Annotated in this window: 12 protein-coding genes; all 12 read right to left on the reverse strand. The window is 40.4% G+C overall.

Annotated features, from left to right (window positions below):
- Window position 1 precedes the first annotated feature (1 nt).
- Window positions 2-913: a dihydroorotate dehydrogenase gene (locus tag BMSHG_RS02465; RefSeq protein ID WP_019152846.1), complete on the reverse strand. Its 912-nt coding sequence runs from the start codon at window positions 911-913 to the stop codon at window positions 2-4.
- The gene (locus BMSHG_RS02470) at window positions 910-1683 is read right to left on the reverse strand and encodes a dihydroorotate dehydrogenase electron transfer subunit (protein WP_235776319.1); all 774 of its coding nucleotides are present in this window, start codon (window positions 1681-1683) and stop codon (window positions 910-912) included. The genes BMSHG_RS02465 and BMSHG_RS02470 overlap by 4 nt, the downstream gene beginning before the upstream one ends.
- Window positions 1683-4895, reverse strand: a complete 3213-nt coding sequence (gene carB / locus BMSHG_RS02475; protein WP_019152848.1) for a carbamoyl-phosphate synthase large subunit — start codon at window positions 4893-4895, stop codon at window positions 1683-1685. The genes BMSHG_RS02470 and carB overlap by 1 nt, the downstream gene beginning before the upstream one ends.
- The gene (locus BMSHG_RS02480) at window positions 4874-5977 is read right to left on the reverse strand and encodes a carbamoyl phosphate synthase small subunit (protein ID WP_019152849.1); all 1104 of its coding nucleotides are present in this window, start codon (window positions 5975-5977) and stop codon (window positions 4874-4876) included. The genes carB and BMSHG_RS02480 overlap by 22 nt, the downstream gene beginning before the upstream one ends.
- A complete protein-coding gene (locus BMSHG_RS02485; protein WP_019152850.1) occupies window positions 5974-7260 on the reverse strand; it encodes a dihydroorotase in 1287 nt (428 codons plus the stop codon). Before BMSHG_RS02485 ends, BMSHG_RS02480 begins: the two co-directional genes overlap by 4 nt.
- Window positions 7223-8155, reverse strand: a complete 933-nt coding sequence (locus BMSHG_RS02490; RefSeq protein WP_019152851.1) for an aspartate carbamoyltransferase catalytic subunit — start codon at window positions 8153-8155, stop codon at window positions 7223-7225. The genes BMSHG_RS02485 and BMSHG_RS02490 overlap by 38 nt, the downstream gene beginning before the upstream one ends.
- Window positions 8156-8316: 161 nt before the next feature.
- Window positions 8317-9633: a solute carrier family 23 protein gene (locus BMSHG_RS02495; protein WP_019152852.1), complete on the reverse strand. Its 1317-nt coding sequence runs from the start codon at window positions 9631-9633 to the stop codon at window positions 8317-8319.
- Between the two features lie 128 nt (window positions 9634-9761).
- Window positions 9762-10304, reverse strand: coding sequence for a bifunctional pyr operon transcriptional regulator/uracil phosphoribosyltransferase PyrR (gene pyrR, locus BMSHG_RS02500; protein ID WP_019152853.1), 543 nt, complete (start codon window positions 10302-10304; stop codon window positions 9762-9764).
- Window positions 10305-10505: 201 nt separating this feature from the next.
- Window positions 10506-11417 (reverse strand): RluA family pseudouridine synthase, encoded by a 912-nt coding sequence (locus BMSHG_RS02505; RefSeq protein ID WP_019152854.1) that lies wholly within the window; start codon window positions 11415-11417, stop codon window positions 10506-10508.
- The gene (gene lspA, locus BMSHG_RS02510) at window positions 11389-11883 is read right to left on the reverse strand and encodes a signal peptidase II (RefSeq protein WP_019152855.1); all 495 of its coding nucleotides are present in this window, start codon (window positions 11881-11883) and stop codon (window positions 11389-11391) included. The genes BMSHG_RS02505 and lspA overlap by 29 nt, the downstream gene beginning before the upstream one ends.
- A gap of 79 nt (window positions 11884-11962) precedes the next feature.
- Window positions 11963-12448, reverse strand: coding sequence for a TraR/DksA family transcriptional regulator (locus BMSHG_RS26990; RefSeq protein WP_019152856.1), 486 nt, complete (start codon window positions 12446-12448; stop codon window positions 11963-11965).
- Window positions 12449-12491: 43 nt separating this feature from the next.
- Complete coding sequence (ileS, locus tag BMSHG_RS02520; RefSeq protein WP_019152857.1) at window positions 12492-15263, reverse strand: isoleucine--tRNA ligase; 2772 nt, start codon at window positions 15261-15263, stop codon at window positions 12492-12494.
- Between the last annotated feature and the right edge of the window lie 90 nt (window positions 15264-15353).

Here is a 15353-nt window from a genome sequence, read left to right on the forward strand (position 1 = left end):
TTTACTTCCAGCTCCTTCCCGTACAATCAGAAATATGGTCAAATCCAAGTTGGTCTAGTAATTCTGGTAAATCTTTAATGATTTTCGGACAAACGAATGGGTCTACAAAGTTTGCTGTCCCTACTGCGATAGCACTTGCACCTGCATAGAAAAATTCAATCACATCTTCTGCTGATTCAATCCCACCCATTCCAATGATCGGAATGTTCACTTGTTGACTTACCTCGTGAATCATCCGAAGCGCTACTGGTTTTATCGCTGGACCTGAAAGCCCGCCTGTTTTATTCGCTAAAATTGGTTTCGCTGTTTTCAAATCGAGTCTCATCCCAAGTAATGTGTTAATCATCGTTAGACCATCTGCTCCGCCATCTTCCACCGCTTTTGCCATCTCGACGATATTGGTGACGTTGGGAGAAAGTTTCACATAAACGGGAACCGCTGATACGTCTTTTACTTTTTTTGTTAAGCTTTTCGCTACTTCCGGAATCGTTCCAAAGGCAATGCCTCCTGTCTTCACATTTGGGCAGGAAATATTCAATTCGAGAGCATGGACATTTCGTGCAGTCGATATTCGCGTAGCGACTTCCACATAGTCCTCTTCTGTCGAACCTGCAACATTAGCGATAATCGGAACATCAAACTGTTCTAACCAGGGAAGCTCCTTATTCATGACTCCATCAAGTCCTGGGTTTTGCAAACCAATCGCATTTAACATTCCTGCTGCAGTTTCAGCCACTCGAGGAGTTGGGTTGCCAAAGCGAGGTTCTGCTGTCGTCGCTTTAATCATAATCGCGCCTAAGTCGCACAAATTATATAAGCCACCGAATTCTCTGCCGAAGCCAAAACAACCAGAAGCAGGCATGACCGGATTTTTCAATTGTAAGCCTGGTAATTGGGTTTCTAATCGATTCATAGCACGACCTCCCCTGCTTTAAACACCGGTCCATCCGTACAGACCTTTTTATAGGAGTAGCCAGTAGGGTCGTCTGCCGTATGACACACACAGGCAAAGCACGCGCCAATGCCACAGCCCATTCTTTCTTCTAAGGATAAATACACTTTTTTAGAAGAGGCATAACCAGCTTCTAGTGCCTTGAGCATAGCCGTTGGTCCGCAAGAAAAAATCGTATTAAACTGTAAATCCTTGATAACGTCTGTTACAAAGCCTTTAGTACCGTAAGAACCATCGACCGTAGTTACATAGGTCGGTCCTAAACTTTTAAATTTATCTTCATAGAACACCGCTGCTTCGTTTTGAAAGCCAAGGACGTGGATGACATTTACACCTTTTTTCACAAGTTGCTTGGATAACTCATACAACGGTGGAACGCCAATTCCGCCTCCGACGAGTAGAGCTGTCTCGCCTGCCTTTGTTTCTTCAACTGGAAATCCATGTCCTAATGGACCAAGAATATCAATTGTTTCAGAGGTCTTTTTAGAAGACAAAATACTTGTTCCTCGACCATCTTTACGATAAATCAAGGTGAATTCCTGATTTTCCTGATCGATGTGCGCGATACTAATCGGTCTACGGAGCAATGGGTCATAACCTTGTGCTACCTTTACATGAACAAACTGACCTGGCTCATTCATTTGAGAGGAAAGCTCACCACGAAGGATGAGCTCATAAATATTTTCAGCTATTTCTCTTTGTGAAACGATGGAACAATGGTCGTTAACAATCACAGTAAAACCGCCTCTCGTACTTTCGTTTGTTGCCCCATTGGTTCTGCCGCGAAAGTCATCGATTCTAGGACGCGAAGCATCGCCTCTGCCGTATCGAGTGATGTGAAGCATGGAATCCCATTTTCAACAGACTCTCGACGAATTCTAAAGCCATCACGTGCCGGTTGTTTACCCTTTGTTAAGGTGTTAATGACCATTTGTGCATTTCCATTGCGAATGACATCTAGTAGGTCTGGACCCTCTGTACCAATTTTATCAACGACTTTAACTTCAATTCCTGCCGTTTGTAAAAATTCGGCCGTGCCACTTGTCGCCATTAATTGAAAGCCGATGGAAGCAAATCTTCTAGCGATTTGAAGAGACTCTTCTTTGTCTTTGTCTGCAACCGTCATCAGCACATTTCCGTGAGACTGTATTTTCATCCCTGAAGCAACAAGTCCTTTATATAGCGCTTTTTCTAACGTAATGTCTTTGCCCATGACTTCCCCGGTTGATTTCATTTCTGGTCCTAATGTGATATCGACTCTTCTTAGCTTTGCAAAAGAGAAGACCGGCACTTTCACGTATACTCCTGATTGTTCTGGTACAAGTCCTGATTCATATCCTTGTTCTTTAAGGGATTGACCAAGAATAACCTTAGTCGCAATTTTTGCCATTGGTACCTTCGTAATTTTGCTTAGGAAAGGCACTGTACGACTTGACCGAGGATTGACTTCAATGACGAATACTTCCCCTTTGGAGATGACGTATTGAATGTTCAACAGTCCGATTATGCCTAACCCTTTTGCCAACTTTTCCGTATAGTCAATAAGCGTATTTTTGATTTCTGTCGTTAAGCTTTGTGGTGGATAAACGGCAATCGAATCGCCTGAGTGAACCCCAGCTCTTTCGATATGCTCCATAATTCCTGGAATCAAGACGGTCTCTCCATCACAAATGGCATCAATCTCAATTTCTTTTCCCGTTAAATAGCGGTCAATGAGTACTGGATGCTCTGGATTGATTTTGACGGCATTTTTCATATAGTGTAAAAGTTCTTCCTCATGATAAACGATTTCCATCGCCCGTCCTCCAAGGACATAAGAAGGTCGAACTAAGACCGGATAGCCAATATTTGATGCAATTTTCACTGCTTCTTCAACAGAAAGAGCTGTTTTTCCCTTCGGCTGTGGAATATTTAAGCGAGAGAGTGCATGTTCAAATTTATCTCGATCTTCTGCACCATCAATGTTCTCAAGAGATGTTCCAAGAATCTTCACGCCGCGCTCAACCAACTTTGATGCAAGGTTTATTGCCGTTTGTCCACCGAACTGGACGACTACTCCTTCTGGCTTTTCTAAATCGATGATATGCATCACATCCTCGATCGTCAGCGGTTCGAAGTAGAGCTTATCTGAAATACTAAAATCGGTTGAAACAGTTTCTGGATTATTGTTAATAATGATAGCCTCATAACCAGCTTCCTTAATCGCCCATACAGCATGAACAGTTGAGTAATCAAACTCAATTCCTTGCCCAATTCGGATTGGACCAGAACCTAACACCACGACACTTTTCTTATCCGTTACAATCGACTCATTTTCATCTTCATAGGACCCGTAATAATAAGGTGTTTCAGATTCAAATTCAGCTGCACATGTGTCAACCATTTTATAAACTGGCATAATCCCTTGTTCTTTACGCCATTCATAGATTTCAAGCTCACGGCAATTCCAAATTTGTGCAAGTGCCATATCCGAAAAACCCATTTCCTTTGCTTTTTTCCCGACTTCTAAGTCAAAATGGTAGTCCGCAATTTCTTGCTCAAATTTGATGATTTTCTCCATTTTGTGTAGGAAAAAGAGGTCAATTTGGCTCCAGTCATGAATCGTCTCAATGCTGTATCCTCTTCTTAACGCTTCTCCAATGTAAAACAGTCTTTCATCCCCAGCTTTACGGATACGTTTTTCTAATAACTCGTTATTGATTTCGTCTGCATCGTTAAGTGCTAAATGGTATACACCTGCTTCAAGCGAGCGAATCGCTTTTAGCAAAGACTCTTCAAATGTACGCCCAATCGCCATCACTTCTCCTGTAGCTTTCATTTGCGTACCTAGATTTCGCTTAGCTGAATCAAATTTATCAAAAGGCCAGCGAGGGATTTTCGTGACGATATAATCAAGAGCTGGCTCAAAGCTGGCATAGGTTTTCCCTGTAATCGGGTTCATCATTTCATCCAAAGTCAAGCCAACCGCAATTTTTGCTGCGAGCTTAGCGATTGGATAGCCCGTTGCTTTTGATGCTAATGCCGAAGAACGGCTTACCCTTGGATTTACTTCAATGATGTAATATTGGAAGCTATAAGGGTCTAGTGCTAACTGAACATTACAGCCCCCTTCGATTCCTAGGGCACGGATGATTTTTAACGATGTGTTACGAAGAAGCTGGTATTCTCTGTCACTTAGCGTTTGGCTTGGCGCAACAACAATCGAATCCCCTGTATGAACACCAACTGGGTCAATATTCTCCATATTACAAACGACAATCGCATTGTCATTTGCATCTCTCATAACTTCATACTCTATTTCCTTGTAACCGGCAATGCTTTTTTCAAGTAGACATTGTGTAACCGGGCTATATTTCAAGCCACTTTGAACCGTTTCAATCAGTTCTGCTTCGTTATGGCAAATTCCGCCACCAGTTCCGCCCAATGTAAAAGCAGGACGAACGATTACTGGATACCCTACTGTTTGCACAAATTTGTAGGCTTCTTCTAAGTTGTGGATGATATCACTTTCAGGAACTGGCTCGCCTAATTCATTCATTAATGTTCGAAAAAGATCTCGGTCTTCCGCTTGTTCAATCGCAGCTAATTTTGTTCCTAATATTTCGACGCCACATTCTTCAAGTACTCCTGATTTAGCAAGTTCTACTGCAAGGTTTAAACCTGTTTGCCCTCCTAATGTTGGCACGATAGCATCAGGACGTTCTTTACGAATAATGCGTGAAACGAATTCAAGAGTAAGTGGCTCAATATACACAACATCGGCCATCTCTGTATCTGTCATAATCGTAGCTGGGTTTGAGTTAACGAGAATAACCTTATACCCCTCTTCTTTTAAGGCCATACATGCTTGTGTCCCGGCATAATCAAATTCCGCTGCTTGACCGATGACGATCGGCCCTGATCCGATGACTAATATGCTGTTTATATCTGTACGCTTTGGCATTTGTTTGCACCACTTTCCTCAGATTCTAGTAAGCTCATAAACTGGTCAAATAAATAATTTGCATCTTCTGGTCCTGGTGAAGCTTCAGGATGATATTGCACGGTGAAGGCCGGTACATCTTTATGTTTTAAACCTTCGATTGTTCCGTCATTAAGGGCAATATGGGTGACTTCCAAGCGAGTGCTTCCAATGGAATTCTCTTCTACTGTATAGCCATGATTTTGTGAGGTGATGGCTACTTTTCCTGTACGTAAATCCTTTACCGGATGATTCGAACCTCTATGTCCAAACTTCATCTTCTCCGTATTGGCACCACATGCTAAAGCGAAGAGCTGATGCCCTAAACAAATCCCGAACATCGGTACTTTTCCCAAAATCCCTTTAATCATTTCAATCGCATCTGGTACATCCTTTGGATCTCCAGGGCCGTTGGAAAGCATGATGCCATCTGGGTTTAACGCTAAGATTTCCTCTGCTGTTACATTGTAAGGAACAACAAGCACATCGCAATTTCGATTATTTAACTCGCGTAGTATTCCATGTTTCATGCCAAAATCGACAAGGACGACTCTTTTCCCTCTTCCAGGACTTGGATAAGCTGTTTTCGTAGAAACTTGCTTCACTTGGTCGCTTCTTAATGGAGTTGTTCTTAATTGATGTAAAACAGCTTGAACATTTTCTTCAATATGACAGATGGCCCCTTTTAATGTTCCGTGTTGACGAATAATTCTTGTTAACTTTCTTGTATCAATTCCAGCAATCCCCGGAATATTTTTACTTTGAAAATAATCGTTCAATGAAATTTGATTTCGCCAATTTGACGGAAAATCTGCCGCTTCCTTGACAATAAAACCAGAAATCGCTGGGGTAATGGATTCAAAATCATCACGATTGATTCCATAATTTCCGATTAATGGATATGTTAGTGTAACAATTTGTCCACAATAAGAGGGGTCAGATAAGATTTCTTGATAGCCTGTCATTCCTGTATTAAATACGACTTCACCAAGTGTTCTTTTTTCGCTTCCAAATGCTTCTCCAATAAAGACACTACCATCTTCTAGAATTAATTGCCTTTTCATGCTCTTACACTCTCCCTGTTGTAAGCAATTTTTCCCCCAACGATTGTTAGCTGTGGCCAGCCTGCACACTCCCAATCTGTAAACGGAGTATTTTTTCCTTTTGATAAGAAGTTTTCTGGGTCAATCTTGTCTTTATAGTCTAAATCGATTAGCGTGATATCTGCGGCTTTCCCCACTTCTAGCCTTCCATAATTTAAGCCAAATGCGTCTGCTGGTTTGATCGTTAGAAAGTCAACTAGCTGCTTTAATGTGATGACACCATCCTTCACTAAAAACGTATAGAGAAGTGGAAAGGCTGTTTCTAAGCCGACAATTCCAAATGGTGCTAATGCCATTCCTTCAGCCTTTTCTGCTTCCGTATGCGGGGCATGGTCTGTTGCAATAAAGTCGATCGTTCCATCTAACAGCCCTGCAATTAATGCCTCTCTATCCTCTTTGCTTCGTAAAGGCGGATTCATCTTGTAGTTCGGATCAAGTTCCGGAATGTCATCCTCACATAACAAGAGATGATGTGGTGTTACTTCTGCTGTCACCTTAATTCCTGCTCGCTTTGCATCACGTACGACTCTCACCGATTCTTTTGTACTAATATGACAAACATGATAATGACAATCGGCAGCTTCTGCTAATAGAACGTCCCGGGCAATATGTACAGATTCACACACAGAAGGGATTCCGTTAATGCCATGTTTTTCGGAAAAATTCCCTTCGTGAACAGCCCCTTTATTAATGAGCGTGTTTTCTTCACAATGGGCGACAATCGGCATGTTAATAGCCGCAGCTTTTTTCATTGCCTCCAGCATCATTGCCGCACTTTGCACACCTACTCCATCATCCGTAAAAGCAAATGCACCTGCAGCTTTCAATTCTGCAAAGTTTGTTAGCTCTTGCCCTAGCTCACGAATGGTAATGGAGGCATATGGTAACACTCTTACCGATGCTGTTTCTTCAATTCGCTGATTCAACCACTGTAACTGTTCCTTTGAATCAGGTACTGGTCTTGTATTTGGCATTGGAGCGACGGTTGTAAAACCACCTTTTGCCGCAGCTAAAGTTCCCGTTTCAATCGTTTCCTTCTTTTCGCCGCCAGGCTCACGTAGATGAACATGTAAATCAATTAATCCTGGTGCAACGAGAAGTCCATTTGCATCAATCATTTCATCTGCTTCTTTAGAAAGAGACTCTCCAATCTCTTCGATTACACCGTTATCAATAAACAGATCCCTTTTCTGTAATTCCCCTTCATTAGTAAGCAACTGGCCATTTTTGATGATGATTGACATTTACTTTTCCCCCTTGTTGTAATGCTCTTTTTAATACTGCCATCCGAACATAAACACCATTTTCCATTTGTTTAAAAATTCTTGAACGCTGACATTCGACGAGTACATCAGCAATTTCCACATCACGATTCACGGGTGCAGGATGCATAATGATGCTCCCAGCTTTCATATTTTTTTCCCGTTCGACGGTAAGTCCATATTGCTGATGATAAGATTCTTTCCCTTTTTCTTCCCCTTGTTCATGTCTTTCATGTTGAATTCTTAGAAGCATGACGACATCAGCTGTCAAGATTGCCTCATCAATTTCTTCGTATTTTCCATTTTCTAACAAACTATCATCAAACCACTCTTCCGGTCCAGAAAAGACAACTTCTGTTCCTAAGCGATTTAAAATATTTGCATTTGAACGTGCTACACGGCTATGGCGGATGTCTCCGATTATCGCCACCTTTAACCCATAAAAATGACCAAATTCTTGTTGGATGGTAAGGAGATCCAATAATGACTGTGTCGGGTGATGTCCACATCCATCTCCGGCATTTAATATCGGGATATGAATGTTCCCTTCTAATTCAGCAAAGTAGTTATCTTCATGATGGCGAATGACGACCGCTTCAACACCAACTGATTGCAGTGTTCTGATTGTGTCATACAAGGTTTCTCCTTTTAACACACTTGAAGCATTTACTTCAAACGGGATGACCTCTAACCCTAGTTTTCTTTCAGCAACCTCAAAGCTGCATTTAGTTCTCGTACTTGGCTCAAAAAAAAGATTAGCCACAAATGTTTGCTTTTCCGGTTTCCAAACAGCACCTTCAGAAAATGCTTGAGCATCTTCTAAAATTGTTCTTACTTCTTCTAGTGATAAGGTATTCGTCGTTAATAAATGCTTCATTTAAGAGAACCCTCCTTTTTTTCGTAAAAAACACACCCTGAATTTTTTCAGGGTGTGTTAAAGAACGCTAGCCTAAAGATAGCTATCTACTATGAAAGCTATCTTTAATGCCAACCTATTCTCACCCTTGTAAATCTCTCGGATTTAATTAAAGGCTGAACTTATGCAACATCATGGTTATCAACTTCATCTTCTAAATCGTTACTTCCTTTATCTCTGCCAGGGAGGACGATGTTCAGTATCACCCCAACAATGGCAGCTAAAGCCATTCCTTCAATACTAAATGCTTCTGATATTTCTAACGCTGCTCCACCGATACCTAATACTAAAATGACAGAAGAAATCACTAAGTTTCGGTTGTTTCCAAAATCAATTTTGCTGTCGACAAGCATGCGTAAGCCGCTTGAAGCGATGATTCCAAAGAGTAAAATCGAGATACCTCCAAGTACTGCTGTCGGAATCGTTTGGATGAATGCCATTGCTTTTCCTACGAATGAGAAGAGAATGGCTATCACCGCTGCACCAAAAATCACATAGATAGAATAAACTCTTGTTATCGCTAATACTCCGATATTTTCTCCATATGTTGTTTTTGGAGGTCCACCTAAAAACGCGCTGATGAATGTTCCTAATCCATCGGCAACAATGGAACGATGTAATCCTGGGTCTTTAATATAATTACGATTAACGACTCTTCCTAACACTAATTGGTGTCCGATATGCTCAGAGATGGTAACAAAGACGATGGGAACCATTGCAAGGAGAATGGAAGAAGTAATCGAAAACTCATAATGAATCCCAGGGAATAAAAAGTCTGGTAAGGCGAACCAATTGGCTTCTTTTACTGCTGTAAAATCAACAATACCGACAATCGCTGAGTAGATATAGCCAACAATTAATCCTAGTAAAATTGGCATTGCACTTATAATGTTCTTGAAATACACAGTGAAGATAATGGCAGAGAATAGTGTTACAAGTGCTGCTGTAAAGTGTAAGAAATTATATTTTCCTTCAACATTCATGGCCATATCTACTGCTGTTCCTGCTAATCCAAGACCAATAACCATTATCACGGGTGCGACGACAATCGGTGGTAAAAGACGCATTAACCATTTATAACCTGTTTTCCAAATGATTAGTGAGACTACCCCATAGGTAACCCCTACTGCCATTGCTCCTATCATCGCATTGCCAGGATTGACACTCATACCGTTATCATCAAGTCCGCCAGCCGCAATTAGAATCGGTGCGATGAAAGCAAAGGAAGAACCAAGATAAGCTGGTACTTTAAATTGAGTAATAATTAAAAACAAAATCGTAGCAATCCCACTAGTAAGTAGTGCGATTGCTGGACTCAACCCAACTAATTTAGGAACTAATATTGTTGCTCCAAACATCGCAAACATATGTTGGAAACTAAGTGTAATCATTTGTCCTGCTGTTGGTTTTTCATGAATATCTAATACTGGTCTGTTCATGTCAATTTCCCCCCAAAAAAATACCTCTTTGAAATTTCTTTCAAAGAGGCTAGGCGAAAGAGTATAAGGGTGCCCCCTTATACAATTCCTTTTGCTAGCCTCTCTGGACTACAATTAAAAGGTGATTCTTATTTTTCATATATACTTACTTGTTCACGCTCATCAATTTCGGTTAACTCCACGACAATTTTTTCTGAGCTTGAAGTTGGGATGTTTTTCCCTACATAGTCAGCCCGAATCGGCAATTCCCGATGTCCACGGTCTACTAATACCGCAAGCTGCACTGATGAAGGTCTGCCAATATCCACTAAGGCATCTAGTGCTGCACGTACTGTTCTTCCTGTATACAATACATCATCGACTAAAATGACTTTTTGGTTATTAACATCTTGCGGAACGTCAGAGCCTTTTACAAGCGGTTCCTGATTCTCTGTTTTTGTTGTTAAATCATCACGGTATAGGGTGATGTCTATTTCTCCGACTGGAATTTCAGTTCCTTCAATTTGTTGAATTCGCTCAGCGAGACGTTGCGCTAAATAAATCCCTCTCGTACGAATACCAATAAGGATACAGCCTTCTATCCCTTTATTTTTTTCGATGATTTCATGAGCTATTCTCGTTAATGCTCGTCTGATTGCTTGTTCATCTAGGACAACTGCTTTTTTAGACATTGATTCACACCCTTTTTACGAACTTCATTGCTTCAAACAAAAAATCCTCCCACCGTAAAGGCGAGAGGATGGACGAATTCTAATCTAATGTAAATTGGGCGTAGTTCGACCAACTTACGATCCGTTTCCTTCTCAGCCTCTCTGGACTGTCTTAAAGGACTTATGAAACTATAGTTATCATAGCTTAACTAAAAAAATAAGTCAACGATTATTTCGTAGCTTATCCAATAATTCGACAAAATCCTGTGGAAGCGGCGCTTCAAATTCTAAATAATCACCACTTCTTGGATGTACAAAACCAAGCACCCCTGCGTGCAAGGCTTGCCCACCAAAATCTATTGTTTTTCTTGGACCGTATTTTGGATCCCCTGCAAGAGGATAGCCAATATATTTCATATGAACGCGAATTTGATGGGTTCTACCTGTTTCAAGCTGACATTCTACAAAGGTAAAATCAGTAAATCTTTCAAGTACTTGAAAGTGGGTAACAGCATGCTTGCCATTATCGACCACAGTCATGCTTTGACGCTCTTTCGGATCTCGTGCAATCGGTGCGTTAATCGTTCCATAATCATGCGGAATATTTCCATGGACGACTGCTCGATACTTTCTTGTCACCGTCTTTTCTACAAGCTGATTAACGAGATGCTCATGGGCATAATCATTTTTGGCAACCATCAATAATCCAGATGTATCTTTATCAATTCGATGGACAATCCCTGGTCTTAACACCCCATTAATTCCTGATAAATCTTTACAATGGGCCATTAAACCATTGACTAATGTCCCCGTTAAATGACCCGGAGCTGGATGTACAACCATTCCCTTTGGTTTATTAACGACAATGACATCCTTGTCCTCATAATATATATCCAAATCCATTTCTTCAGGAATAACATCTAACTCTTCTGGCTCAGGGATCATAATTTCAATTTTATCATTTAAACTACTTTTGTAATTGGTCTTAATTTGTTTTCCATTTACAAGGACATGACCTTCTTTGATCCATGCCTGTACTTGTGTCCTTGACCATTCTTGATTCAAGGTTGAGAGAACCTTATCGATCCTTTCATTTACCTGTTCTTCATGAATGATGTGTTCCTTTTTCTCCATTTATTTTCTCCTTTGCTTGCCGCTCTTCACGGAACATTTGAATCATTAGGAGGATGACTCCTACCACTAAAGCCGAATCCGCCACATTAAAGATTGGAAAATCGTATCCGAATATATATGTATCAACAAAGTCGACTACTTCTTTTCGGAAAATCCGATCAATAAAATTCCCAATCGCACCGCCAAGCATTAGCCCTAATGAAATTCCAAGAAGGATATTTCCCTTCGTATGCTTTGCCATATAGTATATGATTCCCACGATCACAACTGTTGTAATAATGTAGAAGAACCACATTTGTCCTTGAAGAATTCCCCAAGCAGCACCTTGATTGCGATGGGAAGTAATATAGAGGAAATTCTCCACGATCGTCATGCTTTCTCCAAGCTCCATATTTTTTACAATTAACCATTTAGTCAACTGATCGAGTGCAATAATGACAATTGCTAGTATGTAATATAAAAACACAAAGGTAACCTCCAGCTCATACGAAAATTGTTACCTTTGCATTTTAGCATACAACTCATAAAAACGATAGCTATTGGTGCTAATGGTAGATTGGTTTGCAATAATATTTACTGATTTCATTTACATCATCAATTGATTTAATTGTCGGTACAATAGATAAATAATCATCTGGAATCATTTCCCCAGAACTCTCACAAAAACCAAATGTCCCTGATTCCATTTTTCCGAGTGTTTCTTCAATATCCCTTAGCTCGTCCTCGATCAGCGGTTTAATACTTGAATTTTTATTAAGACTTTCTAATAATTCATTACGAATCATACGGAGTTCTGAATAGAGCTTTTGTTGATTGGCAACCATATCTACCCCTCCGCTCTGCAAATTTTTTAAGCATTTTAAACCTTTGTTATTGCCATTAGTATTGCCATACTTGACAATCTGACACAGACAAACATTTGACAAGGTGAACAAGCTTTTACGATCTTGGAATATTTTTTCCCCTTTCTGTATTGTATAAAGCAAGTATAAAAAAGGTTCATCTCCTTTTAGAATTGGAAAAGATTCCATAAAAAAACTCCCTAAGACAACTATCTAGAGGGAGTTTTTTGATTTAGCTTAAATGGCTATAATGATTTTCTACTACTTCTGCACAACGTGGGCAAAGAGTTGGATGTTCCTCCACTTGACCAACTTCAGTTGTCACGACCCAGCAGCGCTCACATGTTTGACCATCTGCTTTTGATACAACAATGGCTGCATGCTCTAACTTGAGAGCATTCTCAGGTGCCGCATCATACGTACCTGCAATTTCAAATCCTGAAACAATAAATAACTGTTGTAGATTTTCAGAAATGGAATCAAGTAATTCTTTTGTTGATGCATTAACATATAGGCTCACTTTTGCTGATAATGACTTTCCGATAACTTTAGCATTTCTTGCTTCTTCTAACGCTTTTAGAATATCATCGCGGACATCCATAAATGCTGTCCATTTCTCAACTAAAGCTTCCCCATTTGCAAGCTCTTTGTATTCTGGAATAGAAGTTAATTGAACACTTGCTTCTTCTACATTTGGAATATGGCTCCACACTTCATCTGCCGTATGTGGAAGAATCGGTGTCACTAATTTCGTTAAATGGATTAAACATTCATATAAAACCGTTTGTATCGCACGACGCTCTCTGTTATCCGGTGCTTCGATATAAAGGACATCCTTCGCAAAATCTAAGTAGAAGGCGCTCAAATCAAGCGTACAGAAATTATTAATCGCATGATAAATGGAAGCATACTCATAATTTTCATAAGCGTTTCGAACATTTTTAATCAACTGATTTAATTTTACTAAAATGAATTGATCCACTTCTCGTAGATCCTCATAGGCAACAGCATTCACTGTTGGATTAAAGTCTGCAAGGTTCCCTAATAAGAAACGGAAGGTATTTCTGATTTTACGGTAAACTTCAGCTACTTGCTTTAAAATCGCATCAGATACTCTCACATCCGCTTGATAATCAACAGAAGATACCCATAGTCGTAAAATATCTGCCCCGAGTTGGTTCATTACCTTTTCAGGGATAATGACATTTCCGATCGATTTACTCATTTTTCGCCCTTCCCCATCAAGGACAAAGCCATGGCTTAATACCCCTTTGTACGGTGCCTTACCTGTAACCGCAACTGCTGTTGATAATGATGAATTAAACCAACCTCGGTACTGGTCAGAACCCTCTAAATAAAGGTCTGCAGGGCGTTGCAAGTCTTCTCGCTCTTCTAACACTGCTTGATGTGAAGAGCCTGAATCAAACCATACGTCCATAATATCGGTTTCTTTTGTAAACTTGCCATTTGGACTAGACTCATGGGTAAACCCTTCTGGAAGTAACTCAATTGCTTCCCGTTCAAACCAAATATTTGAGCCATTTTCACGGAATAGATTGGATACATGATTAATTGTTTCATCCGTAATGATCGGTTCTCCGTTTTCCCCATAAAACACTGGAATCGGCACTCCCCATACACGTTGACGAGAGATACACCAATCGCCACGGTCTCTTACCATATTAAAGAGACGAGTTTCTCCCCAAGCAGGTACCCATTTTGTTTCCTTTACAGCTTCTAAAAGCTCATGGCGGAAATCTTTAATGGAAGCAAACCACTGTGCCGTAGCTCGGAAAATTACCGGTTTCTTCGTTCTCCAATCATGTGGATAGGAATGGGTAATAAAATTCAACTTCAGTAATGCGCCAACTTCTTGCAGCTTTTCTGTAATTGGTTTGTTCGCAGTATCATAAAATAACCCTTCAAATCCTGGAGCTTCATTTGTGAATACCCCTTTGTCATCGACAGGACTTAACACATCCAAACCATATTTTTTTCCAACTAGGAAGTCATCTTCCCCATGTCCTGGTGCCGTATGGACACAACCTGTACCAGCATCAGTAGTGACATGATCACCAAGCATTACAAGCGAATCACGACCATATAGCGGATGCTTTGCTACAATATATTCGAGCTCATTTCCTTTTACCGTTTTAACAACGGAAGCATCTTCCCAGCCAAGTTCACTTGATACAGACTCTAAAAGCTCAGCAGCAATGACATATTTCTTACCTGACACTTCTACCACTACGTAATTCAAGTCAGCATGAACCGTGATCCCAAGATTTGCTGGAATCGTCCACGGTGTAGTCGTCCAGATGATAATTTGAGTATCTGTATCGAGCACTCCTTTGCCATCTTTCACATCAAAGGCCACGTAAATTGAAGCTGAACGCTTATCCTTGTATTCAATTTCTGCTTCAGCAAGTGCGGACTCACTTGATGGAGACCAATAAACCGGCTTCAATCCTTTATAGATATATCCTTTTTTCGCCATTTCTCCAAACACTTTAATTTGCTGTGCTTCATATTCTGGCTTCAATGTGATATATGGGTTTTCCCAATCTCCACGCACTCCTAAGCGTTTAAATTGCGATCTTTGACTGTCGATTTGTTGATAAGCATACTCTTCACATAGCTTTCTAAATTCAGCTACAGTAAGCTCTTTACGCTTAACCCCTTTATTCGTCAAGGCTTGCTCAATTGGCAATCCATGCGTATCCCATCCTGGTACATATGGAGCATTAAACCCGCTCATTGATTTATAGCGAACGATAAAATCCTTTAAAATTTTGTTTAGCGCATGCCCCATGTGAATATCACCATTTGCATATGGAGGGCCATCATGTAAAACAAACATGGGGAGATCTTTTGTTTTTTCCTGTACGGCTTTATAAATGTCCATCTCATTCCATTTTTCTTGCATTTCAGGTTCTCTTTTTGGTAAGTTTCCTCGCATTGGAAACTCTGTTTTCGGCATCAATAACGTATCTTTATATTCCATTTTCCTTCCTCCTTACAAGTCCTACCTCACTAATCATACAGTATTACCTATTTTCGCATTTTAAGGCATAAAGTTGAGGCGTTTGCAAAC

The sequence above is a fragment of the Robertmurraya massiliosenegalensis JC6 genome, from assembly GCF_000311725.1.
In the GTDB taxonomy this organism is placed as follows: Bacteria; Bacillota; Bacilli; order Bacillales; family Cytobacillaceae; genus Robertmurraya; species Robertmurraya massiliosenegalensis.